25 protein-coding genes are annotated in these 26,816 nt (G+C 37.9%); 15 read left to right on the top strand and 10 right to left on the bottom strand.

The features are described from left to right. Positions 1 to 86: 86 nt before the first annotated feature. Both murI and QHG54_RS01755 read right to left on the bottom strand, forming a co-directional pair. Positions 87 to 899 (bottom strand): glutamate racemase, encoded by an 813-nt coding sequence (murI, locus tag QHG54_RS01760; protein WP_317993278.1) that lies wholly within the window; start codon positions 897 to 899, stop codon positions 87 to 89. After that, positions 892 to 1,728, bottom strand: coding sequence for an RNA methyltransferase (locus tag QHG54_RS01755; protein ID WP_317993279.1), 837 nt, complete (start codon positions 1,726 to 1,728; stop codon positions 892 to 894). Before QHG54_RS01755 ends, murI begins: the two co-directional genes overlap by 8 nt. Before the next feature lie 318 nt (positions 1,729 to 2,046). On the opposite strand from QHG54_RS01755, the gene sfsA reads away from it, so the two are divergent. The 3 genes from sfsA to radC are packed head-to-tail and all read left to right on the top strand — an operon-like array spanning position 2,047 to position 4,390. Then, positions 2,047 to 2,751, top strand: a complete 705-nt coding sequence (gene sfsA, locus QHG54_RS01750; protein ID WP_317993280.1) for a DNA/RNA nuclease SfsA — start codon at positions 2,047 to 2,049, stop codon at positions 2,749 to 2,751. Beyond that, the gene (gene map, locus QHG54_RS01745; RefSeq protein WP_317993281.1) at positions 2,748 to 3,578 is read left to right on the top strand and encodes a type I methionyl aminopeptidase; all 831 of its coding nucleotides are present in this window, start codon (positions 2,748 to 2,750) and stop codon (positions 3,576 to 3,578) included. The genes sfsA and map overlap by 4 nt, the downstream gene beginning before the upstream one ends. A gap of 17 nt (positions 3,579 to 3,595) precedes the next feature. Beyond that, positions 3,596 to 4,390, top strand: coding sequence for a DNA repair protein RadC (gene radC, locus QHG54_RS01740; RefSeq protein ID WP_317993282.1), 795 nt, complete (start codon positions 3,596 to 3,598; stop codon positions 4,388 to 4,390). 47 nt (positions 4,391 to 4,437) lie between these two features. On the opposite strand, the gene QHG54_RS01735 is transcribed toward radC, so the two are convergent. From QHG54_RS01735 to QHG54_RS01720, 4 genes are all read right to left on the bottom strand, one after another. Next, positions 4,438 to 4,650 (bottom strand): DUF3126 family protein, encoded by a 213-nt coding sequence (locus tag QHG54_RS01735; RefSeq protein WP_317993283.1) that lies wholly within the window; start codon positions 4,648 to 4,650, stop codon positions 4,438 to 4,440. A 640-nt stretch (positions 4,651 to 5,290) separates the two neighbouring features. Beyond that, positions 5,291 to 6,064 (bottom strand): alpha/beta fold hydrolase, encoded by a 774-nt coding sequence (locus QHG54_RS01730; protein WP_406604332.1) that lies wholly within the window; start codon positions 6,062 to 6,064, stop codon positions 5,291 to 5,293. Then, positions 6,061 to 6,579, bottom strand: a complete 519-nt coding sequence (locus QHG54_RS01725) for a DUF192 domain-containing protein (protein WP_317993285.1) — start codon at positions 6,577 to 6,579, stop codon at positions 6,061 to 6,063. The genes QHG54_RS01730 and QHG54_RS01725 overlap by 4 nt, the downstream gene beginning before the upstream one ends. Before the next feature lie 248 nt (positions 6,580 to 6,827). Beyond that, entirely contained in the window at positions 6,828 to 7,403 is a 576-nt protein-coding gene (locus QHG54_RS01720) for a cold-shock protein (protein ID WP_317993286.1), read from the bottom strand. 330 nt (positions 7,404 to 7,733) lie between these two features. Between QHG54_RS01720 and QHG54_RS01715 the strand changes: the two genes are divergently transcribed. The 5 genes from QHG54_RS01715 to QHG54_RS01695 all read left to right on the top strand — a co-directional run bounded on the left by QHG54_RS01715 (position 7,734) and on the right by QHG54_RS01695 (position 12,600). Further along, positions 7,734 to 8,867 (top strand): ABC transporter substrate-binding protein, encoded by a 1,134-nt coding sequence (locus tag QHG54_RS01715; RefSeq protein ID WP_317993287.1) that lies wholly within the window; start codon positions 7,734 to 7,736, stop codon positions 8,865 to 8,867. Between the two features lie 122 nt (positions 8,868 to 8,989). Further along, positions 8,990 to 10,066, top strand: coding sequence for a branched-chain amino acid ABC transporter permease (locus QHG54_RS01710; RefSeq protein ID WP_317993288.1), 1,077 nt, complete (start codon positions 8,990 to 8,992; stop codon positions 10,064 to 10,066). Further along, positions 10,066 to 11,124, top strand: a complete 1,059-nt coding sequence (locus QHG54_RS01705) for a branched-chain amino acid ABC transporter permease (RefSeq protein WP_406604331.1) — start codon at positions 10,066 to 10,068, stop codon at positions 11,122 to 11,124. The genes QHG54_RS01710 and QHG54_RS01705 overlap by 1 nt, the downstream gene beginning before the upstream one ends. Then, positions 11,121 to 11,903, top strand: a complete 783-nt coding sequence (locus tag QHG54_RS01700) for an ABC transporter ATP-binding protein (RefSeq protein WP_406604330.1) — start codon at positions 11,121 to 11,123, stop codon at positions 11,901 to 11,903. Before QHG54_RS01705 ends, QHG54_RS01700 begins: the two co-directional genes overlap by 4 nt. Continuing rightward, positions 11,890 to 12,600, top strand: a complete 711-nt coding sequence (locus QHG54_RS01695) for an ABC transporter ATP-binding protein (RefSeq protein ID WP_317993291.1) — start codon at positions 11,890 to 11,892, stop codon at positions 12,598 to 12,600. Before QHG54_RS01700 ends, QHG54_RS01695 begins: the two co-directional genes overlap by 14 nt. A gap of 126 nt (positions 12,601 to 12,726) precedes the next feature. Here QHG54_RS01695 and gatA read toward each other — a convergent pair whose 3' ends face one another. Both gatA and gatC read right to left on the bottom strand, forming a co-directional pair. Then, positions 12,727 to 14,211 carry an Asp-tRNA(Asn)/Glu-tRNA(Gln) amidotransferase subunit GatA gene (gene gatA, locus QHG54_RS01690; RefSeq protein WP_317993292.1) on the bottom strand — a complete coding sequence of 495 codons (1,485 nt, stop codon included), beginning with the start codon at positions 14,209 to 14,211 and terminating at the stop codon, positions 12,727 to 12,729. A gap of 31 nt (positions 14,212 to 14,242) precedes the next feature. Next, a complete protein-coding gene (gatC, locus tag QHG54_RS01685) occupies positions 14,243 to 14,530 on the bottom strand; it encodes an Asp-tRNA(Asn)/Glu-tRNA(Gln) amidotransferase subunit GatC (protein ID WP_317993293.1) in 288 nt (95 codons plus the stop codon). A 151-nt stretch (positions 14,531 to 14,681) separates the two neighbouring features. On the opposite strand from gatC, the gene ruvX reads away from it, so the two are divergent. Then, a complete protein-coding gene (gene ruvX, locus QHG54_RS01680; RefSeq protein ID WP_406604329.1) occupies positions 14,682 to 15,161 on the top strand; it encodes a Holliday junction resolvase RuvX in 480 nt (159 codons plus the stop codon). On the opposite strand, the gene QHG54_RS01675 is transcribed toward ruvX, so the two are convergent. Next, positions 15,146 to 16,774 carry an acyl-CoA dehydrogenase family protein gene (locus QHG54_RS01675; protein WP_317993295.1) on the bottom strand — a complete coding sequence of 543 codons (1,629 nt, stop codon included), beginning with the start codon at positions 16,772 to 16,774 and terminating at the stop codon, positions 15,146 to 15,148. The two genes, ruvX and QHG54_RS01675, sit on opposite strands and share 16 nt — an antisense overlap. 126 nt (positions 16,775 to 16,900) lie before the next feature. On the opposite strand from QHG54_RS01675, the gene QHG54_RS01670 reads away from it, so the two are divergent. Genes QHG54_RS01670 through dprA form a run of 4 tightly spaced genes read left to right on the top strand, consistent with a single transcriptional unit; the run spans position 16,901 to position 21,000 of the window. Next, positions 16,901 to 17,866 (top strand): aspartate carbamoyltransferase catalytic subunit, encoded by a 966-nt coding sequence (locus QHG54_RS01670; protein ID WP_317993296.1) that lies wholly within the window; start codon positions 16,901 to 16,903, stop codon positions 17,864 to 17,866. Continuing rightward, on the top strand, positions 17,863 to 19,158 hold the full coding sequence (locus QHG54_RS01665) for a dihydroorotase (protein WP_317993297.1): 1,296 nt from the start codon (positions 17,863 to 17,865) through the stop codon (positions 19,156 to 19,158). The genes QHG54_RS01670 and QHG54_RS01665 overlap by 4 nt, the downstream gene beginning before the upstream one ends. 17 nt (positions 19,159 to 19,175) lie before the next feature. After that, entirely contained in the window at positions 19,176 to 19,811 is a 636-nt protein-coding gene (plsY, locus tag QHG54_RS01660) for a glycerol-3-phosphate 1-O-acyltransferase PlsY (RefSeq protein ID WP_406604328.1), read from the top strand. Continuing rightward, positions 19,786 to 21,000: a DNA-processing protein DprA gene (gene dprA, locus QHG54_RS01655; protein ID WP_317993299.1), complete on the top strand. Its 1,215-nt coding sequence runs from the start codon at positions 19,786 to 19,788 to the stop codon at positions 20,998 to 21,000. Before plsY ends, dprA begins: the two co-directional genes overlap by 26 nt. Here the strand turns inward: dprA and QHG54_RS01650 are convergent. Next, entirely contained in the window at positions 20,930 to 21,136 is a 207-nt protein-coding gene (locus QHG54_RS01650; RefSeq protein WP_317993300.1) for a hypothetical protein, read from the bottom strand. The genes dprA and QHG54_RS01650 overlap by 71 nt on opposite strands. Positions 21,137 to 21,383: 247 nt before the next feature. Here QHG54_RS01650 and topA point away from each other — a divergent pair, with 247 nt between their 5' ends. After that, a complete protein-coding gene (gene topA / locus QHG54_RS01645) occupies positions 21,384 to 23,972 on the top strand; it encodes a type I DNA topoisomerase (RefSeq protein ID WP_317993301.1) in 2,589 nt (862 codons plus the stop codon). A gap of 3 nt (positions 23,973 to 23,975) precedes the next feature. Then, complete coding sequence (rnr, locus tag QHG54_RS01640) at positions 23,976 to 26,252, top strand: ribonuclease R (RefSeq protein ID WP_406604327.1); 2,277 nt, start codon at positions 23,976 to 23,978, stop codon at positions 26,250 to 26,252. Positions 26,253 to 26,816: the final 564 nt, after the last annotated feature.

Raw genomic sequence — 26,816 nt, 5'->3', positions numbered from 1 at the left:
TCTTAACATACATGCAAAGTTATCCACGGGACACGTCTATTAACGCTATTTCCTCGAAAGAAAAAGCTGGGATAGCTTTATTGATCTCACACCCAAAAGTCAACTCCTTTCATGATACTTAAGCCAAATCCTTTTAACAAACGCTTTGTTGAAGAAGTCATATTTTGCGATGAAAACAACGCAAAATCTTTATGCTTCTTTATATTTTTGTGATGCATTCTTTTAGGTAATAATGATCTTGTGTGTTTAGCAACAGCTTTTGCTGGATCAATCCATTCAACGGGCCATAAAGCTTGTTCACGAAATAAGTTAATCAAAAAAGGATAATGTGTACAGGCTAATACAATAATATCAGTATATTTACCATTTTGCTCAACAAAGCACGGAAGAATTTCGTTCCGTAATTCTTTTAAATCAATAGCTTTTCCACGTAAATAATCTTCAGCAAAACCAGCAAGCTTTTCACTGCCAACAAGCTGAACATGGCACTGATCAGCAAAGGAATGAATTAATTCATGTGTATACGCACGTTTAACTGTTCCAGGAGTGGCTAAAACCGAAATAAAACCAGATTTTGTTTGTTCAGCTGCTAATTTAATCGCAGGAACAGTTCCGACAAAAAGAATATGGGGAAAATTTTTTCGTAAATCTGCCATCATCAATGTAGACACAGTATTGCAAGCGATCACACATAAGACGGGATTATAAAGTGTTAAAAGATTTGTAAAAATCTTTAAAATATGGTTTTTCAAAACATTCTCTTCCCAATTGCCATAAGGAAATCCCGCATCGTCAGCAATATAAATAAATTGCGTTTCAGGAATAAGAACGCGTACTTCTCTGAACACTGTTAAACCGCCAATGCCACTATCAAAAAAAAGAACAGGCCGTTCATCCATCCGTTTTCACACTTGTTTTTAATTTTTTACGATCACGCTCTGCAGGCGCACCACTTCCCCGTGGAAACTTAGGTGAAAAATGCTCCAATGAAGATACAATTCCCCGTAGCAAGCGAACTTCAGATTCACTAAAATGAGCACGCGTAAAAACAGAACGCAGATTTGCAAGCATCACCTCTTTGCGTTCTCGAGGTCTAAAATATCCACGAATATCCAGAGCATCTTCCAACTGAGATAAAAAGCCATGAAACGTTGCTTTATCAGCGGGCTCCATCTCTACTGCACGAAAAGCTGTGTCGCTCGCATCTTCCAAACCTGATTTCATCCATTCGTAAGACATAAGCAAAACCGCTTGTGCAATATTAAGTGATGCAAAAGCAGGATTCACTGGAAAAGTAATGATTTCATCAACAAGACTGATTTCATCATTTACGAGTCCCCACCTTTCTCTTCCAAATACAATACCCGTCCTATGCCCGATATTTTCACGTTGACGTAATATACTCGCTGCTTCAACAGCACTTTTTACAGTTTTAAAACCACATCTTTCACGTGCCGTTGTAGCAAAAACGTAGTGCAAGTCCGCAATTGCGTCACGTAATGTATCAAAAATCACTGCGTCGTTAATGACATGATCTGCTTTACTCGCTGCTGCTCTGGCTTTTTCATTTGGAAATTCTTCTCTAGGTTTGATTAACCGCAACTTAGAGAGCCCAAAATTTGCCATTGCCCTTGCTACCATACCAATATTTTCAGGAAGCTGTGGCTCGACTAAAATAATAATTGGACCCTTTGTTAAATTTTTACGATTCTTATTGGTTCCAGCCATCAATCCCTACCTAATTTTACTCAGATTACGCTCGTATCGTTGTTTTTTTGAACGCAACCTTCTTAATAAAATAGTTCACGAAATATCTTTCTAACAACAAATTATAGTTAATGTTATCTTTTCAGTTAGAGATTGCCAATTAAGCCAATGAAATAAAGGATTTAAAAGAAAACAATAAACCGTGATGCTTATAGCAAATTTATGGGAGATATTGTAACATTTTCTGCACCTATATATTTCATTGTTTAACATGCTATAATTGTTTAAAATTATTAATCTTAAGTTGTATTATGAAATCACACATTCTAAAAAAGGAATATGCTCTTTATTCCCAAACTTTTTCCTGCAAAACTTATTCATCGTTATAAACGTTTTCTTGCTGATGTTAAACGAGAGGATCAAGACATTTTCACTGTGTCGGTTCCTAATACAGGATCGATGCTTGGATTAACAACTCCCAATGCTAATATTTGGCTTTCATATAATAACAATCCCAAGCGGAAATACCCATATCAATTAGAAATTGTCGAAGCAAATAATACTTTAGTTGGTATCAATACGATTTTACCTAATAAACTTGCATTAGAAGCAATTCAAAATGGATTATTACCAGAACTAAGCGGGTACAAAACAATCTTGAAGGAACAACGCTATGGTAAGCAATCACGAATTGATTTTCTTCTACGTGATGACATCCTTCCTGACTGTTATCTAGAAGTCAAAAATGTCCATTTTATTCGCCAAAAAGGACTAGCAGAATTTCCTGATACGGAGACAAAACGTGGCACACGTCATCTTGAAGAACTCATAAAAATCGTGCAACAGGGAAAACGAGCCGCTATACTTTATGTGATTCAACGAGAAGATTGTTCAGCTTTTACAATCTGCCGTGATCTTGATCCAACCTATGGACGTAAATTTGATTTAGCATTAAAATCAGGGGTAGAATTTTATGCTGTAAAATGTCAGGTAAGTATAGAAGGTATTATTCCGATTCATCGAGTAAAAATAAAAAAACAATGACTGATTATATTGAATATAATAAAATACCCTTAAAGTCTAACGGACAAATCCGCATTTTTGATGACTACGCTTTTGCTAAAATGCGTGAGGTTTGTCGCATTGCTGCAGAATGCCTCGATGCACTTACGGATATTATTAAGCCTGGTATTACTACGCAAGAAATTGATGATTTTGTCTTTACTTTTGGTGCCGAGCGAGGAGCTCTTCCTGCTGATCTGAATTATCACGGATACAGTCATTCATGTTGTACATCCATTAATCACGTTGTTTGCCATGGCATACCAAGTAAAAGACCCTTGCAAGAAGGCGATATTGTTAATGTGGACGTAACCTTTATTCTCGATAGTTGGCATGGAGACTCAAGTCGCATGTACCCTGTGGGAAAAATTAGACGTGCTGCGGAGCGCCTGTTAAAAATAACGTATGAAAGTCTTATGAGAGGAATTGCTGTAGTCAAACCCGGAGCAACCACAGGTGATATTGGTGCCGCAATTCAGCGCTATGCAGAATCTGAACGATGCTCAATTGTAAGAGACTTTTGTGGACATGGAATCGGTCAACTTTTCCATGATGCACCTAATATACTACATTATGGAAATCCTGGAGAAGGAATAGAACTAAAACAAGGGATGATTTTTACAATTGAGCCCATGATTAATCTTGGTAAACCACAAGTTAAAATTTTATCTGATGGCTGGACTGCTGTTACGCGTGATCGGTCTCTGACTGCACAATACGAACATACAATTGGCGTAACAAATGAAGGGTGCGAAATATTTACGCAATCTCCTAAAAACATTTTTTATATTCCCAATTCATATGCCTAAATAAATGTAGAAACGCCATGGCTAAAAAATTAAATAAAAAGGGAACCAGCCAAAGCAATCATTTTGCATTAACATCAAATTCCCCACTTAATCCAACATCAGAAACAAAAAATGAACAACTTCAGAGAAACTCACAGACGCATAAGCATTATCAAGGACATCGTGAACGTCTCCGTAAGCGTTATTTAAAGTCAAAAGGGAATGCAATTGAAGATTATGAATATCTTGAATTATTGCTTTTTCGCACAATCCCCCGAGCAAATACAAAACCAATAGCAAAAAACTTAATAGCACACTTTGGCTCTTTAGCCGACGTATTGGGCGCCGATATTCATCGACTTCAAGAAGTTCAAGGATGTGGTCCAGCAACTGCGATCGATTTAAAAATTATTTCAGATGTTGCCGGACGTTTGGCTCGCGCGCAATTGTTTAAACGTGATATCTTTTCATCATGGGATAAAGTATTAGCATATTGTAAAGCTGTCATGGCTCACGAAACACGCGAACAGTTTCGTGTCTTATTTCTTGATAAGAAACATGGTTTACTAGCTGATGAAGTGCAACAAACTGGAACCATTGATCACACTCCTGTCTATCCTCGTGAAGTCATTTCTCGAGCTTTGCAACTGTCTGCATCAGGACTTATTTTAGTTCACAATCACCCTTCTGGTGATACCAAACCTTCTCAAGCAGATATAACAATGACACATAGGTTAAAAGATGCAGCAAACGCCTTAGGAATTATTATTCATGACCATCTTATTATAGGACGCAATGGTCATACAAGCTTTAAAGCACAAAAACTCATATGACCCCCACTTGGATGAAGAAAAACTTCATTCAATTCTTCATGACAAATTCAATTTTCTAAATCGATATCTAATATGGCCATCGAGAAATTGTAAGATAATTCATCCTCATCTTCATCTCGATAAATAACACCTAAAAATTCATCTCCAATATAAACCTCACAAGAATCATCCTTTTTAGGCCGCGCTCTCACCTGCAATGCTGAATTTTGGAATGTATTTTTTAAATAATTGTCAAGTTTTTTTAGTTCATCAGCATTCACTACGCTCTCCTATCTTTTGAGATTATTAATTAATTCTTTATAAGCTCGCCCATAGGGCGTTCTGATGATTCTTTAAAGATAGTAAAAAATCTTACTCCTAATTCTCAGTTAGCCCTATACCCAAAAGCATAATTATCTTCAACTTTTTCTGAATATCATTTATTATAAGGGGTTTATCTCTGTTAAATATACTCATGTAGATCACAAAAGTAAAAAAAGCGGGTAGAAAACCGTATATTTTAAATAATTTTTACTTTATCCCCAATTTTATTACCTGCGCTTATAAGCATATTCTGACAGAACATCAATCAACTACTATAATTTTCACCTCTTTTACCCAAAATAGAGCCTATAAAATAAAAGCATTTTCTTCTTTTACAGCTTTTTTTGTTTTACTAAAAATCCTATTTCATAATTAAAAAACAATATCCTTTACTACTCTTAGGAATATACCTGTAAAAAAACACTCCTATAAAAATATACAAAACAAGCTAACTAACTGAAATTTATACCGCTATTCCCTTCACCTTTACATAAAAAGGGTACAGAACAATAGCCGACATCCTGAACAAGCTTTTTATCGTGCCCAAAATAAAAAATATTGAGTAACTTTACGAGCACTAAAAACTATGAATAATTCTCATACGATAGGATAACGAGAAAGAAAATCGATAACGCCTTTTTTATAGGTCTTATCTCCCACAGTAAGCATATGATCTCGACCAAGAATTGTTAGTGCTTCACCATGAGGCAACAAAGCTGCTAACGGTTCTGCTTCACCGCCAATCTCATCTAATGAACCAACGGCAACCAAGGCAGGTTGCTTAATTCTGTAAACCTCAGATGCTGTTAATTCCTGTTTTGATGTGATAATACAAGCAGCGAGAGCACGCTTATCGCTTTTAGTCTGATCTGCAAATTTACGAAACATCAAACCACGTGGATTCGTAATGGTAGAAATATCTTCTGCTAAAAGAGCTTCAGCAACAGGTTCCCAATTTCCTGCTCCTGTTACCATACCAATACCTAAGCCACCAAAAACAACACTGTGCACATATTGCGGGTACAAAAGAGCCATAAAAGCACTAATTCGAGCACCCATAGAATATCCCATAACATGCGCTTTAGATAATTCTAAATGCTGCAACAATCGCATCGCATCGCTAGCCATAGCTTGAAGCGTATAAAAAGAAGGGTCATAACTTTTAGCCGAATCTCCATGTCCACGATTATCAAGAGCAATAACACGATATCCTGTTTCAGTAAGGGTACGAAACCAACCTGTTGCATACCAATTCACACGCGCAGAAGATCCAAAACCATGAATCAACAAAACAGGTTCTCCCTGCCCTTCTTCTCGATAAGCAAAGCGCAAACCATCATATTCAAAAAAACGAGTATCTTCAGCGGTCATTTTTCATTACCTTTGCACTCTCCGCAAAGTGCAGGATGAATAACACGTTGTCCTTTTTTTATTTTCTTTTCAGCAACTTCACCAGCATTAACCTCAAGTGCAAAAGTTGCAGGAACTTCTGATGAAATAGCCTCCGTTGAAAAGGGAGAAGTTCTTTCGACAATCGACACAATGATCCCCTCGGAATTTACAAAAATCATGTCTAAAGGTAAAGGTGTATTTGCCATCCACATAAAGAATTTCTGCTTATCCTTTAATTCATTACTTCTATGATTTCTAAAAAGCATTGCGCGATCACGTGGAAAATCAGTGCGATACATCAAGCCCGCTTTCGCTTGGGATGGCGTAAAAGCAATCTCCACTTTGTAAGAAATTGTACCTTGCTCTGTTTGTATCTCTAAAGGAATGGGATGAACAGGAAGCTCTAAGGGCTTCTTTGCTACAGCTACAGTCACTCCCCATATAAAAGACAGTGCTAACGCAATGATGCGCCATCTTCTAAAAAACTTTAACATTTTTATCTCCACACCAAACAGCTCTTTATGAGCTTTGTTGTATAAAATAAAAACTGAATTAAAAAACAGGAGTAAAATTAAGAATGTATTTCTTATTTTTCTTAATTCAGTATTGCAGTTGGCTTTATTTGATTTATGTTTTTTTTCTCTTGCTCATGTTGGTTTTATGGCTATTTGTGCTTACATAATATACGCACTAGCACCTCTCTCTTAAATAAGAAGAGATGATGTGGTTCCCATAATGAAAATCAATGCGTAGCGAACGGAATCCCTATATCTGGATAAATTTCTGCTGTCATCAAGCCCTTTTCCCCTTTACCAAAACGTATAAGAACGACTTGACCAGAACGAAGTTCTGCTAAACCAAAACGGCGCAAAGTTTCCATATGAATAAAAATATCTTCTGTTCCCTCTCCGCGGCTAAGAAAACCGAATCCTTTATCGCGATTAAACCACTTGACAATTGCACGCTCTAAACCACTTTCTGGAGTAACAACAACATGTGTACGGGCTGGAATTTCTGACGGATGAATCGCTGATGAACAATCTATAGACTTCACTTGGACGCACTTTAATCCTCGTTCAGTTTTTTCTACAGCACAGACAATTTTAGCACCTTCCAAAACTGTTTGAAAGCCATCCCTCCGCATCACCGTAACGTGCAATAATATATCTGGGAAATCAGGCAAATCAGGTACAATAAACCCATACCCCTTACTACCATCAAACCACTTAATGACACCACTGATTTCAATAATCTCACCACAAGCACCTCTATTGTCCTCAGACAGGGAATAATCCTTTAATGTATCCTTACTCGTCATAATAAAACGTGATCCTGTAGGTCTAAATTGTATGATATTGATTCTCTACATCAAGTAAACATTGCTCTTGTATCAACACGCAAGCCCTAAGATAAGATTTCCCCATATTGTCGTATTTACTTTGCTCATATCAACCCACAAATTGAAATTTCATATAAAACGTTTGGATCTTACGCTTCACATATTCATCTCTTAAGAACTAAAAAGAGATAATAACAAAAGGTTTTTGCACACAATGTGTAACGATATTTTCGTTAATGTGTGACTTGCATGATGAAGAAGTTCCAGATAAGGTACGAAAATTACAACTAAATTTAAAGAAGGTGAACAATGCAATTGAGGAAAATCCTTACTACAGTCGCAGCTGTAATGGTACTTGTAGTGAATGTCTATGCGAGCGAGCCTATAAAAATTGGTGTTTACCTTCCTTTAAGTGGTCAAAATGCATTTGGAGGCCAACTCGAAGTGAGAGGCATACAGTTAGCACATAAAAAAGTCCCAGAAATATTAGGGCGTAAAGTGGAGCTTATTGTTATTGATAATAAATCCGATAAAGTGGAAGCTGCAAATGCTGTTATGCGTTTAACTGCAAGTGAAAAAGTGAACGGAATTATCGGTAGTTATGGCTCTTCACTCGCATTAGCTGGTGGAGAAATATCTGAAAAAGCAAAAACTCCAACTGTTGCAACTTCTGCAACAAATCCGCTTGTTACACAAGGAAAAAAATATTATTTTCGCGCTTGCTTTATTGATTCCTACCAAGGTATAGGGATTGCAACTTATGCAATTCAAAATTTACACGCAAAAAAGGCCGCTATCCTTAAAGATATATCAAGTGATTATGCGATTGGTCTCGCAAGTTATTTTATGCGTGCTTTTAAAAAGCTCGGTGGTGAAGTTGTCTCAAATTTAAACTATAATTCCGGAGATCAGGACTTTTCAGCTGTTCTCACACAGATTATAGCGCAAAAACCTGATATCCTCTTTATTCCATCCTACTTTTCTGAAGGTGCCATCATCATGAAACAAGCGCGTGAGCTAGGTGCAAAGTTTCGAATTATGGGTGGCGATGCTATGGATAATCCAGAAACCATCACAATTGCAGGAAAAGCAGCAGAAGGATTCTTACATACAACACTTCCCTACAGTGAGAACATGCCAAATATGTCAGTGGCTGCACAAGAATTTACAAATGAATGGAAAGCAGCTTATCCTGATAAAGAACCAAATGTTAATTCTGTTTTGGGATACACAAGTTATATGATGTTCATGAAAGCTATTGAAAATGCGGGCAGTGCTGATCGCGAAAAAATCATGATAGAACTTAGCAAATTAAAAGATTTTCCAACACCTTTTGGTGATATGTCTATGGATGAAAACCATAATCCCCAAATTCCTATCGGTATAATTGAAATAAAGGATGGGAAACGCGTCTATTTAGATGAAATAAAACCTGCTCTTTAAAAAATCAGAAAAATTTAGTAATCAAAATGTAGAATTTGGTTGAAGATTTTTTCTTCAACTAAATGACTTGAAGAATTTTGTATTTCATCCTGTATGAATAAAAAAACGTGGAAGGACGAGAGATGAGCACTGAAATGTTCATCCAGTATTTTTTTAATGCACTGGCATTGGGGTCGCTTTATGGACTTATAGCGATTGGTTATACCATGGTTTATGGTATCCTGAGACTCATTAATTTTGCTCACGGTGACATCTTTATGTTGGGAGCATATTTTGTTTTCTTTTCCACAATTAGCTATATGCCTGCTTGGGCTGCTGTTCTTCTTGTTTTGCTGGCTATTCTCATTTACTATTCAGTATTTATAGGGTTCAAAAAACGCCCTCCAATTTATTGGATTGCTGTTTTTTCCATTCTTGTTCTAGGATTCATTTATTATTTTAAAATTGCTCCACAAGATTTTACACCTATTTGGATCTTAGCTATCTGTTTTTCAATTTTTATCACAAGTGCAGTGGGTATTATTGTTGATCAATTTGCTTATAGACCTCTGCGTCATGCTCCTCGTATCTCAGCGCTTATAGGTGCAATAGGAGTTTCCTTTTTTATTGAAAATCTTGCTACCGTACTCTTTAGCGGTGTCCCCAAAGGGGTGAAACAACCAGATTTTCTTGTAAAGCCGATTTTATGGCATGCAGGACAAGGCTCAGATGGAATTATTAGAATTGCTCCCATGTCTCTGATCGTTCCTGCTGTTTCGTTTATTCTTATTGTATTATTACTATGGGTTATCCATAAAACAAAACCTGGTCTTGCTATGCGTGCAATCTCATACGATATCGAAACCACTCGTTTAATGGGGGTCTCTGTCAATAAAGTCATTGCATTCACATTTGGGATAGGTTCAGCACTCGCTGCCATTGCGGGCATCATGTGGTCTCTGCGTTACCCTCAAATTCAACCTTACATGGGTGTTCTTCCTGGACTTAAAGCATTTATTGCTGCCGTTATCGGAGGTATCGGCTCAATTCCAGGAGCAATGTTGGGGGGATTATTACTAGGATTTATTGAAATTATGATTATTGCATTCTTTCCTGCTTTATCTGGATACCGAGATGCCTTCGCCTTTATTTTATTGATTCTGATTTTATTGGTAATGCCTACTGGTTTAATGGGCAAAAAAAGTCAGGAGAAAATCTAATGGCAAAATCAGCTACAACTTTTTTATCATGTATCAGTATTTTGTTTTTTATTGGTTTTTTATTTTATGCAAACAACTATTTTAACGACTATACACTTCGTATTATGAATCTTATTGCCATTAATGCAATATTAGCAATTTCGCTTAATTTAATTTACGGTTTTACGGGTATGTTTTCTCTTGGGCATGCTGGTTTTATGGCCATTGGTGCTTATGTATGTGCAATTTTACTTCTCTCTCCTGAACAAAAAGAAATGATGTGGCTTCTCGACCCCATAGCTGAGCCGTTGCATTATTTGCAATTACCTTTTTTTATGGCTGTTGTTATAAGTGGTCTGTGTGCTGCAATCGTAGGTTTGTTGATCGCTCTTCCAGTATTACGTCTGGGTGGCGATTATCTTGGAATTGCAACATTGGGTTTTGCAGAAATTATTCGTATTGTTATTACGAACACTACATCCCTAACAAATGGCTCACTTGGAATCAAAGGAATACCCCAGAGCGCAACATTATGGTGGAACTATGGTTGGTTAGCATTTACGGTTATCTTCATCATTCTCTTATTGCGTAGCAATACTGGTAACGTGCTACGTGCTATTCGTGATGATGAAATCGCTGCCAAAACAATGGGTATTAACGCTTTTTTCTACCGTAGCTTTTCCTTTACTGTTGGTGCATTTTTTGCAGGTATTGGCGGAGCATTGATGGCTGCTCTTATTTCAACTATTGATCCCAAGATGTTCAATTTTCTCCTAACTTTTAATATTTTGATGATTGTTGTTGCTGGTGGTCTTGGTTCAATTACAGGCAGCATTATTGGTAGTATTATTATTACAGTCATGCTTGAATGGCTTCGTATTATTGAAAGTCCGTTTAATTTAGGTTTTATACATATTCCAGAGATACCAGGACTTCGTATGGTCGTTTTTTCTCTTTTATTGTTAATGATTATCTTATTTTGGCGAAAAGGATTGTTGGGGCAACGTGAATTCTCATGGAATGGAATTTATTGCTTTTTAACACGCAAGAAGTTCTCTAATAATGAGGGAAAGCTATGAATGACACTATACTTTCACTCAATAATATTGTGATGCGTTTTGGCGGATTAATTGCTGTAAATAACATTAATATGGCTATTAAACGGGGAACAATTACTGGATTAATTGGTCCAAATGGTGCTGGAAAAACAACTGTTTTTAACATGATTTCCGGATTTTATGCTCCCACAAGTGGAACAATTCTTTTTGATGAGCAAAAAGTCTCTGGAGCTTCCCCTTACATTATCTGCAGACGCCATATTGCAAGGACATTTCAAAATATTCGCCTTTTTTCAGGGTTAACCGTCTTGCAAAATGTTATGGTGGGAGCTCATGTCCGCCAAAAATATCCATGGTTTTCTTCAGCTTTATTTTTGCCAAAAGCAGTAAAAGAGAAACGCGAAATTCATAAAAATTCGATGGAACTTCTTGAACGGTTACAGCTTGATCACCTTGCCAATCAATTCGCCATGACCCTGCCCTATGGTGTGCAAAGACGTCTGGAAATTGCGCGCGCCCTTGCAACAAAGCCAAAATTACTTCTTCTTGATGAACCTGCTGCTGGCATGAATCCACAGGAAAGTGAAGAGCTTAAAAAATTCATAGAAAATGTGCAAAAAGACTTTGATCTTACAATTCTTCTTATCGAGCACGATATGAAAGTTGTTATGGGACTTTGCCAATATATTTGGGTAATGGAATATGGCTGTTGCATTGCCAATGGCACACCAGATGAAATTCGTAACGACCCTAAAGTCATTGAAGCTTATCTTGGCGGAGATTTCTATGAATATTCTTAACATTAAAAATCTTCACGTTCATTATGGCGCCATTCAAGCCATTCAAAATCTTTCTATGTCTATAAAAAAGGGAAGTATAGTCACTTTAATAGGTGCCAATGGAGCAGGAAAAACAAGCATTGTACGCTCTATTACAGGACTTAACCAGTCTGTGTGTGGAGAGATTACGTATAAAGGCGAATCAATCATTAAAAAATCACCAGAAAAGATTTTGCAGTTAGGTATTGCTCTAAGTCCTGAAGGGCGACGCATTATGCCCCATTTCACTGTTTTAGAGAACCTACATTTAGGTGCTTATATCCGTCATGATAAGTCAGGAATTTCTCGTGATATAGAATGGATATTTGATCTCTTTCCGCGTTTACGTGAAAGAGCTAAGCAGTTGGGAGGAACAATGTCAGGTGGTGAACAACAAATGCTCGCTGTAGGCCGCGCCCTCATGAGCAATCCTGATATGGTGATATTAGATGAACCTTCTCTGGGGTTAGCACCACTTCTTGTAAAAGAAATTTTTTCGATTATCCGTAAGATTAATGATATGGGAAAAACTGTTCTTCTGATTGAACAAAACGCATTTGCAGCACTTTCCATTGCAGATTATGCTTATATTTTAGAAGTAGGACGCGTTTTATTTCATGGTGAGGGTAAAGCCATGCTTTCTGATCCACGTGTTAAAGAAGCATATCTCGGCGGTTAAGAACTACGGTATTTAGAAATTAAAAGCTCACTCCCTAACGAATCATTGTTCTGTGTTAAGAGAGCATGCCTTTTTAAAATGTATTTCTTGTAAAAAATCGAGCTTTTAAAGCCAAACTTTTTATTTTTATGTCCACCATTTCTCTGGACTAAGCACTCCTGCTGCTTGTTCTATAATGTGTGCTATCTGAAAAATGACTTCTTCAGCAAAAGGTTTACCAATCAGTTGCAATCCTAGCGGTAAGCCATTTGATGAAAGACCAGCAGGAACAGAGATGCTTGGTAAACCAGCCATATTAACTGGCACGGTAAAAATATCATTGAGATACATTGCTACGGTATCATTTTTTATTTTTTCATCAGCAATACCAAAAGCTGATGTTGGTGTTGCAGGTGTGAGAATAGCATCAACGCCAGAAGCAAAACATTGGTCAAAATCACGCTTTACTAATGTTCGTACTTTTTGGGCTCTCAAGTAATAAGCATCGTAATAACCTGATGAGAGAACATAAGTGCCAATTAAAATACGCCGTTTTACTTCTTCACCAAAACCAGCTGAGCGAGTATTTTCATACATTTCAATAATGTCTTTTCCGGGTATGCGAAGACCAAAACGGACACCATCATAACGCGCTAAATTAGAAGATGCTTCTGCAGGAGCCACAATATAGTAAGCAGGCAAAGCATATTTTGTATGGGGCAATGAAATATCATTAATTTCAGCACCTGCTTCTTTTAACCAATTTATTCCTTCTTGCCAAAGTGCAATAATTTCAGGAGACATCCCCTCAAGGGAGTATTCTTTCGGAACACCAATTTTCATTCCTTTGATTGATTGACCAAGATAACTCTCATAATCAGGCACTGGCAAATTCACGGAAGTAGAATCTTTTTCATCAAAGGAAGCCATTGATTTAAGCAAAATAGCACAATCGCGAACATCTCTAGCGATAGGTCCTGCTTGATCAAGTGATGAAGCAAAAGCAACAATTCCCCACCGTGAACAACGTCCATAAGTTGGTTTTATTCCTACAGTCCCAGTGAATGCTGCTGGCTGACGTATTGAACCGCCTGTATCCGTCGCCGTTGCACCAGCACAAATCCGTGCCGCAACGGCAGCTGCAGAACCACCAGAGGAACCACCTGGAACAAGTTTCTCATTGGAGCCTTTTTTTCGCCATGGACTAATAACTGGACCATAATGTGACGTTTCGTTGGATGACCCCATAGCAAACTCATCCATGTTAAGCTTTCCTAACAGAACAGCTCCGTCTTGCCATAAATTAGCGGTTACTGTTGATTCATAGTGCGGCTTAAAACCATCAAGAATATGTGAACAGGCTTGAGTATGAACACCTTGTGTTGCAAAAAGATCCTTAATTCCCAATGGAATTCCCTCTAAAAGTCCCCCCTGCCCTTTACCCAAGCGGTTATCTGATTCAGCAGCCATTTTTCTTGCTTGTCCGGCTGTTATTGCCACATAAGCGTTTAAAGTTGGATTTGCCAATTCAATCGCTTGTAAATAAGCCTCTGTTAATTCAATTGCTTTGAAATCTTTTTTTGTTAGAGCATCGCGGGCTTGTGCAATTGTGAGAGTTGTTAAATCGGTCATATTGGTACTCAAATTTTAAAAATATAAAAAATTACTCGACAATTTTTGAGACAAGAAAGAAATTTTCTTCCGTAACAGGCGCATTCGCTACGACATCTGCTGCTTTATAACCATCTGTGACCCTATCTTCACGCATTCGTAGAGTCATTGGCATCACTGATACTAATGGCTCAATTCCACTAACATCAACTTCACTCAACTGTTCCACAAAACCCAAAATGACATTGAGCTCTTTTGTCATACGTTCTGCTTCATCATCGTGGACAGCAATGCGCGCTAAATGTGCCACCCGCTTGACTGTTTCTTGATCAACAGACATACTATGCCTTTCTGCTTTTCTATTATAATATTCATTTATTTATATTCTGGCTATACAAGGCTACGTTGGTAAGCGCAAGAATATTGATATAACACGAGTACAAAATATCAAGTATGAACCTGAAATATTGAAAAACTTAAACACAAATCACATGACGATTATTAACATAGATGAAGTTATATCACATCTTTTGCCCGGACAAACAATAGCAGGTTTGGATTTGGGCACAAAAACGATCGGAATTGCGGTTTCTGATATGGGGCTAACGTTTTCAAACCCACGGTCTGTACTTCAACGAAAAAAATTTACAGTAGATGCTTACACACTTCTACAAATTTTTGATCGTGAAAATGTGGGTGTTGTTATCATTGGCTTACCCCTTAACATGAATGGAAGCAGTGGTCCTCGTGCTCAAGCAACCAAAACTTTTGTTAGAAATATGGAAGCGTATACAGAAATCCCATTTGTTTTTTGGGACGAACGCTTATCGACAATCGCTGCAGAACGCTTTCTTCTAGAAATGGATGTATCGCGCGCTAAAAGAGCAGCTCGGATTGATTCTGCTGCGGCGGCGTTCATATTACAAGGCGCCCTCAACAGAATTCAAAGTCTTCATCACATGGAAGGATAAAGAACATTTAACAAATGTCCTGCATTATATCGTGCAATAAGCATACCATAGGAAGATCTCCATTGTCCTCCAAGTCGGCTTTCCATATAGGCATTTGCAACATATTCTATATTCGTAGAACGCAAGGATGCCGCTGCCGCTGCATATGCCACTTGCTCAACAAAAAATCTTCCTGCTCCCTCGTTTGCCGATGCCATCTCTACAGCAGATTTAATAATCTCAATTGCCCTTGGCCCTGCTGGTCCAATATCAAGTGCAATTTTTTCTAACAATTTTTGGAACAATCCAGGTGCTTTTTCAGCTATGAGAATTGCATCCTTTACCAATTGATTAGCAGAACTATTTCTCACAATCCGCGCAGGTCCATTACACAACATTTGCGATAATGGATTACCCTCTATAAAGCTTTCGATGCCAAGCTGTGCAATAATTTCACCAATAATAGGAACGACCAATTGGCTCACATGATAAGCAATAATAGGCGTCATGATTCGCGCAAAAGCTGCTTCAGAACGATCATTTGCAGCATTGTCAAATGCTCGTGCTAGACGTAAAACCAGTGTTTGTGAAGCAGCAATATCAAGTGCAATATCTGCAAAAATACGTTCTGTCAGTGGTGGTAAAGGTTGGTTTGGCATCTTTTGCCGAAAAAAATCTATGCCAAATTGAAGTGCAGCTCGCAGAACACCTGCCGATATTACAGATTGATCAAAACGCATCATCGTTTCGATATCCTTGATTACCTTAAGTCCCTCTCCGGCATTTCCCAAAAGCCACCCATAACTCCCTTGAAAATCAACAATCCCCTCTGGCGTTGAAGATTCTCCGGAACGCTGTACTAGATGACGAATCGATATCATACCATTTAATGCGCCATTTTCTTGCATGCGTGGAACTAAAAAGCAGCTTAAATGACCATCTAGCTCTGCACTAACAAGATATCCATCAACTATGGGATTAATCACATTGGTTTTTACAACATTTAAACGATACAGATCGCGCCCCATTTTTTCATCAAAAGAAATTTTTTTAACACTTGGAAAATTGAAAGAATATTTTTCATCTTTTTCAATATCGTCAAAAGCACAAGTCAACGAAGCTGCCTTTTTGCTATTAATAGGCTGGGACGATAAATCATATTGACGTGATAAGAGTACATTTTGCCATTTTTTGAAGAGCTCAAGATCACCAAGTAATACTGCAATCGCTGCACTTGTTATAACAACTTCATTCAAATGCCCTGTTTCTAGACTGGCAGATAAAGCTAAGCGAATAGCACGTGCTTGATAGCGTACCCCATTTTCTGAGATTGTATTTTCCCAAAGTGAGGTGACCAAACCAGCCTGCCTAGAGTATTGTTGAAGAGCTTGGTAAGAAGAGTGTATTTCTAATTTTTCTGTTGGCTGCCCCCATTCGTCATTATAGCGCAAGACTGGACGATACCGATTCGCCAAATAGGAAAGCTCGCATGCTTCTCGACTCGCTACAAAACCTCCTATTTCTTCAAAACTTGCTAATAAAAATGTAGGCAAAGTAGAAGCAATGCGAAACATAAGGGTATCACTGAGAAAAGCATTTTTTCTACGGGTATTTTGCGCAGACACGGCACTCATAGGCATATTCCTATTATTCAAATCATTCATATCATAGACTATTTGTTTTTTTGCGGTTAAAAAATATTTATCACATCAGAACAAATGCTTGTTTAATCTCTTTAGAGAGAGATAGAAAAGAATGCTATGACTCAAAATACTTTTTTCCCCATTTTCCCCCACCAACATCTGTTAGGTATTAAAGATCTGAGTGTACAAGACCTTAATGTCTTGCTTGAACGTGCAAATGAGAATGTTTCCCTTTTTAAAAAAAATGATAGAAAACAATCTAATTTGCGTGGACGCACGCAAATTAATCTCTTCTTTGAAGCTTCTACACGAACACAATCCTCGTTTGAATTAGCCGGTAAACGGTTAGGAGCAGACGTGATGAGTATAGCTGTTGGCAATTCATCTGTAAAAAAAGGAGAAACATTGATTGATACAGTCACAACCCTCAATGCAATGAAGCCAGATATACTCGTTATTCGCCATAGTTGCGCCGGAGCAGCTGCTTTGTTAGCTAAAAAAGTTGATTGTTGTGTCATTAATGCAGGTGATGGTGCACATGAACATCCAACACAAGCTTTACTAGATGCTCTGACCATTAAAAGAACAAAAGGCCGTATTGAAGGACTAACTGTTGCAATTTGTGGAGATATCTTGCATTCACGTGTTGCACGTTCCAATATCCTTAGTCTCAACGCTTTAGGAGCCCGTGTCCGTGTTGTCGCTCCCTCAACACTCTTACCTGCAGGAATCTCAGATATGAGCGTCGAGGTTTTTAACACAATGAAAGATGGACTAAAAGGTGCTGATGTCATCATGATGCTGCGCTTACAACATGAGCGTATGACAGGTTCCTTTATTCCCTCTATTCGTGAGTATTTTCATTACTTCGGTTTACATAAAGAAAATTTAGCTCATGCCAAAAGCGATTGCATTATTCTGCATCCTGGCCCAATAAACCGTGGTATAGAAATTTCCTCTGATATAGCAGATGGACCACAAAGCATGATTCATACACAAGTAGAGATGGGAATCGCTGTGCGTATGGCTGTCATGGAAGCTTTATTGGATTCACGCTTTAAGGCAAGTGGAGAAAAAAAATGACAAAGCCAAGTGTTTTTCAAAATGCTCGTATTATTGATCCTTCACGTGCAATCGATGAAATTGGCACAGTTATTGTTGAAAATGGACTGATTACAGCTGCTGGAAACGAAGCCTTGAATCAAGGTTTCCCCGAAGGAGCAGAGATTATTAATGCACAAAACAAAGCAATTCTCCCTGGACTTGTTGATGCCCGCGTCTTTGTCGGAGAGCTAGGAAATGAACACTGTGAAACAATCGCATTAACAAGTCAATCTGCAGCAGCAGGTGGTATTACTTCCTTCCTTATGATGCCAGATACGCATTCAGTCATTGATGATGTAGCACTTGTTAAATTTATTAGGCGTACAGCGCAGGAAAATGCATCAGTCAATATTTATCCCGTTGCTGCGATCACTCAAGGTTTCAATGGACAACAAATCGCTGAATTTGGTTTACTAAAAGATGCAGGAGCAGTTGCTTTCAGTGAAGGAAAAAAAACGCTTCAAAGTTCATCTGTTATGCAGCGTGCAATGACTTATGCACGTGATTTTGATGTCACATTAATGCATGAAACACAAGACAAAGATCTTGCAGGACAAGGCGTTATGAATGAAGGTCTGCTAGCGAGTTGGCTTGGACTTTCTGGAATCCCTCGCGAAGCAGAAGTCATCCCACTTGAAAGAGATTTGCGCTTAGCAGCATTAACACAAACGCGCTATCATGCTGCACAAATATCAACAGCACTGTCTGTTGACGCACTCCGTTTAGGAAAACAACGTAATGCGAAAATTTCAGCCGGTGTATCTATTAATCATTTGTCTCTTAACGAAAATGACATTGGTGAATATCGTACCTCTTTCCGTCTCATGCCTCCATTGCGTACAGAAGAAGACCGTGTAGCAATGATTGAAGCAATAAAAGATGGAACAGTTGATATTATTGTTTCTTCCCATGATCCTCAGAGTATGGATAGAAAAAATCTACCATTTCATGATGCAGCTGCAGGTGCCATTGGCATGGAAACTTTATTGAGTGCAGCTTTACGCCTTTATCATAATAAAAGCATATCTCTTTTACGTTTAACTGAACTTTTATCAACGACACCTGCAAAACTCTTTGGACTCAATGCAGGAACACTCAAAAAAGGTGCTTATGCAGACCTTATTTTGGTTGATCTTGATGAGCCATGGGTTGTTTCTACAGAAAGGCTGTATTCTCGTTCAAAAAACACTCCTTTTGAGAATGCCCGCTTTCAAGGACGTGTTCTTCAAACCTTTGTTAAAGGACAATCAATTTTTAAACTTGATCAATAAGCTTAATGAGATTTTTAATGAATGAATTAGAAATACTTTCTCAGTTCTCTACATGGTTTATCTTAATGATATCTTATCTCATTGGATCTATCCCATTTGGACTACTTTTTACCAAATTAGCCAAACTTGGCGATGTGAGAACAATTGGCTCTGGAAATATTGGAGCTACAAATGTTTTAAGAACAGGAAATAAAAAAGTTGCTGCTCTTACACTTTTCTGCGATATATTGAAGGGAACTATTGTTGTTCTTGTTATAAAATTTTTTAGCTATCCGATAGAAAACAGCCTTATTATTTCTCTAGCTGGTTTTTTTACTTTCTTAGGGCATCTTTTCCCCATATGGATTAAATTTAAAGGCGGCAAAGGAGTTGCTACCTATTTGGGTGTGTGCTTAGGATTCTATTGGCAAGCAGCAATTGTCTTCATTATTGTCTGGATGGTATTTTTTCTGCTTACACGCTATTCTTCATTATCAGCACTCATTGCTGTTATTATCACTCCAATATTTGTTTATTTTTCCTATCCTTATTTTTACGCTCATTGTATGCTGGTCACGATGAGTATATTCGTGATTATAAAACATCACGCAAATATCGCTAGGTTATTAGTTGGGAAAGAAAGCAAGATTGGTACTCAAAACGGGGATAAATAAAGGAATTCTGCTCACAGATCGTCAACGTTTAAATTGGTTACGGTTGTTGCGTAGCGAAAATATTGGAGCAGTTAGTTTTCGCAATCTCATTGATCATTATAAAACAGCAGAAAACGCTCTGGCTGCACTTCCTGAGCTGAGTAGAAAAGGTGGTCTTGCTACGCCTATCAAAATAGCAACGATAGAAGATGCTGAAAAAGAAATGCAAGAAGCCGAAAGATTAGGTATTCGGTTTGTTGGTTTAGGCGAGCCGGATTATCCAGCCCTTCTTAAGGTCACGGAAGCATCACCGCCACTTATTGCCATAAAAGGCAATATTTCAGTTTTTCAGAAACAATCTGTTGGAATTGTGGGATCTCGAAATGCCTCGGCAGCGGGCAAAAAACTTGCCACTCAATTTGCTCGTTTTCTTGGAGATGCTGGTTTTACCATTATTTCTGGACTCGCGCGCGGAATTGATAGTATTGCGCATCAAGCCAGTTTGTTAACAGGCACAGTCGCAGTGATGGCTGGTGGAATTGACCACATCTATCCTCCTGAAAACAAAAAACTACATGAAGATATTCTCACCAACGGTGGAGCAATTATCAGTGAAATGCCCATTTCTTGGAAACCGCGCGCTATCGATTTTCCGAGAAGAAACCGCATTATTGCTGGTTTATCACTCGGACTCTTAGTTGTAGAAGCTGCCATGCGATCAGGATCTCTCATTACTGCACGTCAAGCTGCCGAAATAGGACGATTGATTTTTGCCATTCCCGGTTCCCCACTTGATCCAAGATCGGTTGGTACAAACAACCTCATCAAGGACGGTGCCTTACTAACCACGCATCCTTCTGACATTATAGAAACACTTACGCCATTAACCCCGAACGCTGTTAATCTTCAACTTAATTTTTTTGAAGAACCAGCAACGCTTCAACTTGAAAAGGAAAATTTTAGTTCACCTAATGAAGAAACATCTAACCTCCCTTCAATTGGAGATGACGCAGAACGTGCAGCTGTCCTCTCTGCCCTCTCAATGACTCCAATAGATCTAGATACACTCAGCATTCACTCAGGTGTTCGGCTACAACACCTCTACCTTTTGTTGGTCGAACTCGAGCTTGCTGGAAAGCTTATTCGACACCCGGGTGGTTATGTGTCATTGTCGAATTTGGATCTTCTCCAAGAGTCTCAGCACTATTAATAATGCTATGTCCCTCTTTAGCCACCATATCCAAAAGTAAAGCTAAAAGGGGGCTCCGAGCTTGACGCGCCATCTGGTTCATCTGTTCTGACATATCTGTAATATATTGGATAACTTTTAAATGATTTATAAACATAATCTTCTATCCTTGAGCATTTCCCCTCCTATTTCTCAATAGACGTTATCTTAGTATTTCGCCGTATATTTTTATATTAACTGCAGAAAGTAAGCAGTGCGATTTCATATAGGGTGTATTTCAATAATAACAATCACAAATTGTATAAATATTAATGTTTTTTATGTGCTCTTCACCAATTGGTATTGGCTATTCCTGTTAAAGGAGTTTATAAAAAAGTTTTTTATTTCAACATTCGGGTAAAATTATGAATATCGTTATCGTTGAATCTCCAGCAAAAGCAAAAACAATTAATAAATATCTTGGATCTGAATACAAAGTTGTAGCATCATTTGGACATGTTCGTGATTTACCTGCAAAAGATGGCTCTGTTCTACCCGATCAAGATTTTTCTATGAAATGGGATATAGATTCTGCCTCCGCTAAGCGTTTGAATGAAATAGCAAAAGCAGTCAAAGAAGCCGATAGCCTCATCTTAGCAACGGACCCTGATCGTGAAGGGGAAGCTATTTCATGGCATATTCTGGATATTCTTCATCAAAAAAAAGTTTTAAAGGATAAACCCATTAAACGCGTTGTGTTCAATGCAATTACCAAAAAATCTGTGCTTGATGCCATGAATAATCCGCGTGATATTGATACATCACTTGTAGATGCATACCTTGCACGTCGTGCTCTCGATTATCTGGTTGGCTTTACTCTCTCCCCTGTTTTATGGCGAAAACTTCCCGGTGCACGTTCGGCTGGTCGCGTTCAATCAGTTGCCTTGCGTATTATTTGTGATCGTGAATCAGAAATAGAACATTTTATTAAAGAAGATTATTGGACCATTGCAACGCACTTGAAAACCATTCGAAATGACAGTTTTCCTGCAAGATTAACAATGTTTAATCAAAAAAAGATTGGCAAACTTGATATTCAATCCCAAGAACAAGCAGATCAGATTCGCCTTATGTTGGAAAAAGCGGAATATCGTACATTAAGTGTTGAAGCAAAGCCCACGAAAAGAAATCCCTCTCCCCCATTTACAACATCCACTTTACAACAGGCAGCTTCTTCAAAACTAGGTTTTTCAGCTTCTCGCACTATGCAAATTGCTCAAAAACTTTATGAAGGCATTGAAATTAATGGTGAAATGGCAGGGCTTATTACCTATATGCGTACTGATGGTGTGCAAATAGCACCAGAAGCTATTGATACAGCACGGAAAGTCATTCATGAATCCTTTGGCAGTGGTTACATTCCTGAAAAACCACGTTTTTATTCAACAAAAGCAAAGAATGCACAAGAGGCACATGAAGCTATTCGCCCTACGGATTTCCAACGCATCCCCAGTCAAGTACGCGATTTTCTCGATAACGATCAAGCAAAACTCTATGAGCTGATATGGAAGCGAGCTATAGCCAGTCAAATGCGTTCCGCTGAAATTGAACGTACAACTGTTGAAATTGAAGCACAGCAAGGAGAAAACCAAGCAAATCTACGTGCAACGGGTTCTGTTATTCGTTTTGATGGCTTTATTTCCGTTTACACTGATCAACAAGATGAAGAAAACAGCGAAGAAAATGAAACAACACGTCTACCACAAATAAATACTGGTGAAGCGCTTACAAAAGAAAAAGTTGAAGCAATCCAACATACCACAGAACCACCACCCCGTTACTCTGAAGCTTCATTAATTAAAAAGCTTGAAGAGCTAGGAATTGGTCGTCCTTCGACCTATGCCTCCACATTGGCGACATTGTGTGATCGTGGATATATCGTAATTGATAAACGAAAGCTTATTCCTGATATTAAAGGACGTATTGTTACAGCTTTTCTTGAAAACTTCTTTAATCGTTATGTGGAATATGGTTTCACAGCAGATCTTGAAGAAAAACTAGATCTTATATCGGATGGAAAACTTTCTTGGAAAGATGTGTTACATGATTTTTGGAATGGATTTAATGCATCTATTGCCAATATCCAAGAACTGCGTATAACAAATGTCCTTGATGTTTTAAACGTAACATTAGCTCCTCTTGCCTTTCCTGTGCGTGAAGACGGAAGCGATGTCCGTTCCTGTCCTGTTTGTGCAAATGGCCAATTATCTTTAAAATTAGGGCGTTATGGTGCATTTGTAGGCTGCTCTAATTATCCCGAATGCAAATATACACGCCAACTTGGCACAGATACAGGGGAAGAGAATGAAACTATGCGTAATGATGAACCTATTACACTTGGTATCGACCCTGAAACAGGAAAAGATGTCTCTCTACGCAATGGTCGCTTCGGACCATATATTCAACTTGGTGAAAGTAAGGATGCTAAACGTGCAGGGCTACCAAAAGAATGGCAAACAGAAAAGATTACTTTTGATAAAGCTTTAGCTTTACTATCCCTACCCCGTGAAATTGGCACTCATCCTGAAACAGGAAAAATAATCACAGCCACAATTGGCCGATATGGTCCCTACCTTATGCATGATGGAAAATATGCTCCTCTTCTCCACGTGGATGAAGTTTTTGATATTGGCATCAATCGCGCTGTTACAGTACTTGCCGAAAAACAAGAAAATAAAACAAAGCGAAGCAGAACAACAACCGCAGAACTAGCAACATTAGGGGAGCACCCAGATGGAGGAACTATTACTGTACGCAATGGACGTTACGGTCCATATGTTAATTGGGGTAAAATTAATGCAACATTGCCAAAAGATAAAGATCCAATTAATGTAACACTTTCAGAAGCATTAGAACTGATATCGGCTAAAGCATCTCATAAAAAAGTAACTGGTAAAACTTCCAGTAAAAAAGTAACCACAAAAAGAGCTCCTTCCAAAAGAAAAGAGACATAAATTTTGGCTAAAGGCGAAAAAAAAACAAAATTTTTTCAATCATTTAATATGGAACGACTGCCAAAAAAAGCAGAAATTCTTTCCTTTATTAATGAGAATATTCACCAATCAAGTAAACGCGAGATAGCAAAAGCTTTTAACTTAAAAGGCGATTCTCGTATCTGGTTAAGGGATATATTACGTGAGTTAAAGAATGAAAACCTCATATCAAAACAGCGAAAAAAAGGAATAAACAAAGAAAAATTACCAACGGTTGCTTTGGTAAAAATTAGTGGACGCGACAAAGATGGCGGTTTTATTGCACAACCTCTTGAGTGGAGAGATAGTCCAAAACCAAATATAAAAATACACTCTTCTCATCGCATAAAAGGTACAAGCGTTGGCGTTGGAGATCATATTCTTGTAAAAATTTTTCGCAATAAAACTCCTCAAAGCTCCCCTTATACAGGGCGAATTATCCGTAAAATTGATGTATCACCAAAAAGCACATTTGGCATTGTGCGAAAATTAGAAAATAACCGATGGTGCCTTGAGCCTATAGAACGCAAAAATGATGAACTGCTTATTGATGCATTTTCAGAGATTAATGTAAAATCTGGTGATCTCGTTGAAGTCGAAATTAAAAAAAATACCGGTTATGGACTGAAGAGTGCGCAAATAAAGAATGTGTTAGGACACATTGAGAATGAAAAAACACTCTCAATGATTGCTCTTCTTTCAAAAGGAATTCCCTATATTTTTCCTGAAGATGTTCTTAAACAAGTAAAAAATGTAAAACCCGCTAGCATAGATAATCGTGAAGATTGGCTACAATTGCCACTCATTACAATTGATCCACCAGATGCAAAAGATCATGATGATGCAGTTTATGCAACAAAAGATAAAGATCCTGCAAATAGAGGTGGCTGGATTATTGTCGTGGCAATCGCAGATGTGTCTTACTATGTCAAAACGGGAACCCCTTTAGATAAAGAAGCATTAAAGCGGGGAAATTCTGTTTATTTTCCTAATTACGTTGTACCAATGCTCCCCGAGCGTATTTCTAATGATTTATGCTCTCTGCGTGAAAAAAAGGAGCGACCGGCTTTAGCAGTTCGTATGATTTTTGATGCAAACGGTAACAAACGAAAACATAGTTTTCATCGTGTTATGGTGCGTGTAGTAGCTCAACTCTCTTATCAAGAACTACAATTGGCAATTGAGGGAAATATAAATGAAAAAACAGCCCCCTTTTTTGAAAGCGTCTTACAACCATTATGGGAAGCTTATGGGTGCCTCAAAACTGCTCGTAATCGTCGACAACCACTAGAATTAGAAATAGCAGAAAAAAAAATTATTCTTAATCAAAATGGTTGTATCCAAGATGTTGTGAGTGAAATACAGCTAGAAGCACATCGTTTGATTGAAGAATTCATGATACAAGCCAATATTGCGGCTTCTGAAACATTAAAAGAACATCATCAACCCCTCATTTATCGTATTCATGATAAACCCTCTCTTGCTAAACAAGAAATACTCCGAAGTTTTCTTCAGAGTTTGGGTATATCACTCTCTCGTGGAAGCGAACTGACCTCAGCACGCCTTAATCGCATTCTGGCAAAAGTTACGAATACGCCACAACAAGAATTGGTCAACCAAGTTATTCTGCGCTCACAATCTCAAGCGGAATACAATCCTAAAAATATCGGACACTTTGGCTTAAACCTACATAACTATACACATTTTACATCACCAATTCGTCGTTATGCTGACCTTATTATCCATCGAGCACTCATTAAAACCCTGCAATTAGGTGACGATCATCTAACAGATGCACAAGAACAAAATCTGACAGAAATTGCTACACAAATTTCTTTATATGAACGCCGTGCAATGATAGCTGAAAGAGAAACTATTGATAGGCTTGTCGCACATTATTTAACGAACAAAATTGGCCGTACTTTTGTAGGTCGCATTTCCGGAGTTACAAAGGCAGGTCTTTTTATCTCTCTTGAAAAACTCAATACTGATGGTTTCGTACCTATTTCTACGCTTAAAAATGATTATTATCATTTTGATGAAACACAACATATCCTTATAGGAAGGCGTAGCCATCAAGGTTATCAACTGAGTGATATAGTCGAGGTAAAACTTATAAAAGTACAACCTTTTGCTGGTGCTTTGTGCTTTGAGCTCTTAACAGAACCTCGCCCAATAGCTTTTTCATCTGCATCATATCATAAAAACAAATTGATAGCAAAAAAACGAAAGCGTACTTTTTATGAAAAAAACAAATATTAGATCTAAGAAACTGCATAAAAATTAAAATCATCATTACAATTTTCATTATACTATACAAAATCTTGTGGACGATAATTAATCGCTCAACCCATAGATTTAAATAAAATTTTAATAATAAAAAGAATGATTTATATATATTTTTTAAATTGAATGTTTATCGATGATCTATTGCATCATGTTAATTTAAAGTAAGAAATACCCTTCTTCTCCATAGAGTATTGTACATTTTATTCTTGATCAGTCATGAGCATATAAAAATCTATAATGGACAGTCAGCTTTTCATAAACCCCATAAACAAAGGCATAATTAAGCTCGCCTCTAAAAAACTTCGGATACTCAAAATAATTCCTTGCGTGCAATCATTGCTGAAATTGCAACCATGAGCACTGTTGGAACACCATTGGGAATGAGACTACAACACATCTTGCTGCTGATAACTAAGAGAAGTATTTTAAATGGCACCATAGCCTATAGCAAAACAATTAATGGGACCACCATAATTATTGCACTTCGTTTTGCTTCTTAGCTTTTTAAGATTTTATTTTTTCGAATCAATAATACGT

The sequence above is a fragment of the Bartonella gliris genome (assembly GCF_045277155.1).
Classification (GTDB): Bacteria; Pseudomonadota; Alphaproteobacteria; order Rhizobiales; family Rhizobiaceae; genus Bartonella; species Bartonella gliris.
The sequence above is the reverse complement of the archived record's forward strand: the minus strand, read 5'-3'. Positions and strand labels throughout refer to the sequence as shown.

Excerpts from the sequence above, each read along its gene's own strand:
- murI (WP_317993278.1), bottom strand. The coding sequence starts at position 899 with ATGGATGAACGGCCTGTTCTTTTTTTTGATAGTGGCATTGGCGGTTTA.
- QHG54_RS01755 (WP_317993279.1), bottom strand. The coding sequence starts at position 1,728 with ATGGCTGGAACCAATAAGAATCGTAAAAATTTAACAAAGGGTCCAATT.
- sfsA (WP_317993280.1), top strand. The coding sequence starts at position 2,047 with ATGCTCTTTATTCCCAAACTTTTTCCTGCAAAACTTATTCATCGTTAT.
- map (WP_317993281.1), top strand. The coding sequence starts at position 2,748 with ATGACTGATTATATTGAATATAATAAAATACCCTTAAAGTCTAACGGA.
- radC (WP_317993282.1), top strand. The coding sequence starts at position 3,596 with ATGGCTAAAAAATTAAATAAAAAGGGAACCAGCCAAAGCAATCATTTT.
- QHG54_RS01730 (WP_406604332.1), bottom strand. The coding sequence starts at position 6,064 with ATGACCGCTGAAGATACTCGTTTTTTTGAATATGATGGTTTGCGCTTT.
- QHG54_RS01725 (WP_317993285.1), bottom strand. The coding sequence starts at position 6,579 with ATGTTAAAGTTTTTTAGAAGATGGCGCATCATTGCGTTAGCACTGTCT.
- QHG54_RS01720 (WP_317993286.1), bottom strand. The coding sequence starts at position 7,403 with ATGACGAGTAAGGATACATTAAAGGATTATTCCCTGTCTGAGGACAAT.
- QHG54_RS01715 (WP_317993287.1), top strand. The coding sequence starts at position 7,734 with ATGCAATTGAGGAAAATCCTTACTACAGTCGCAGCTGTAATGGTACTT.
- QHG54_RS01710 (WP_317993288.1), top strand. The coding sequence starts at position 8,990 with ATGAGCACTGAAATGTTCATCCAGTATTTTTTTAATGCACTGGCATTG.
- QHG54_RS01705 (WP_406604331.1), top strand. The coding sequence starts at position 10,066 with ATGGCAAAATCAGCTACAACTTTTTTATCATGTATCAGTATTTTGTTT.
- QHG54_RS01700 (WP_406604330.1), top strand. The coding sequence starts at position 11,121 with ATGAATGACACTATACTTTCACTCAATAATATTGTGATGCGTTTTGGC.
- QHG54_RS01695 (WP_317993291.1), top strand. The coding sequence starts at position 11,890 with ATGAATATTCTTAACATTAAAAATCTTCACGTTCATTATGGCGCCATT.
- gatA (WP_317993292.1), bottom strand. The coding sequence starts at position 14,211 with ATGACCGATTTAACAACTCTCACAATTGCACAAGCCCGCGATGCTCTA.
- gatC (WP_317993293.1), bottom strand. The coding sequence starts at position 14,530 with ATGTCTGTTGATCAAGAAACAGTCAAGCGGGTGGCACATTTAGCGCGC.
- ruvX (WP_406604329.1), top strand. The coding sequence starts at position 14,682 with ATGACGATTATTAACATAGATGAAGTTATATCACATCTTTTGCCCGGA.
- QHG54_RS01675 (WP_317993295.1), bottom strand. The coding sequence starts at position 16,774 with ATGAGTGCCGTGTCTGCGCAAAATACCCGTAGAAAAAATGCTTTTCTC.
- QHG54_RS01670 (WP_317993296.1), top strand. The coding sequence starts at position 16,901 with ATGACTCAAAATACTTTTTTCCCCATTTTCCCCCACCAACATCTGTTA.
- QHG54_RS01665 (WP_317993297.1), top strand. The coding sequence starts at position 17,863 with ATGACAAAGCCAAGTGTTTTTCAAAATGCTCGTATTATTGATCCTTCA.
- plsY (WP_406604328.1), top strand. The coding sequence starts at position 19,176 with ATGAATGAATTAGAAATACTTTCTCAGTTCTCTACATGGTTTATCTTA.
- QHG54_RS01650 (WP_317993300.1), bottom strand. The coding sequence starts at position 21,136 with ATGTTTATAAATCATTTAAAAGTTATCCAATATATTACAGATATGTCA.
- topA (WP_317993301.1), top strand. The coding sequence starts at position 21,384 with ATGAATATCGTTATCGTTGAATCTCCAGCAAAAGCAAAAACAATTAAT.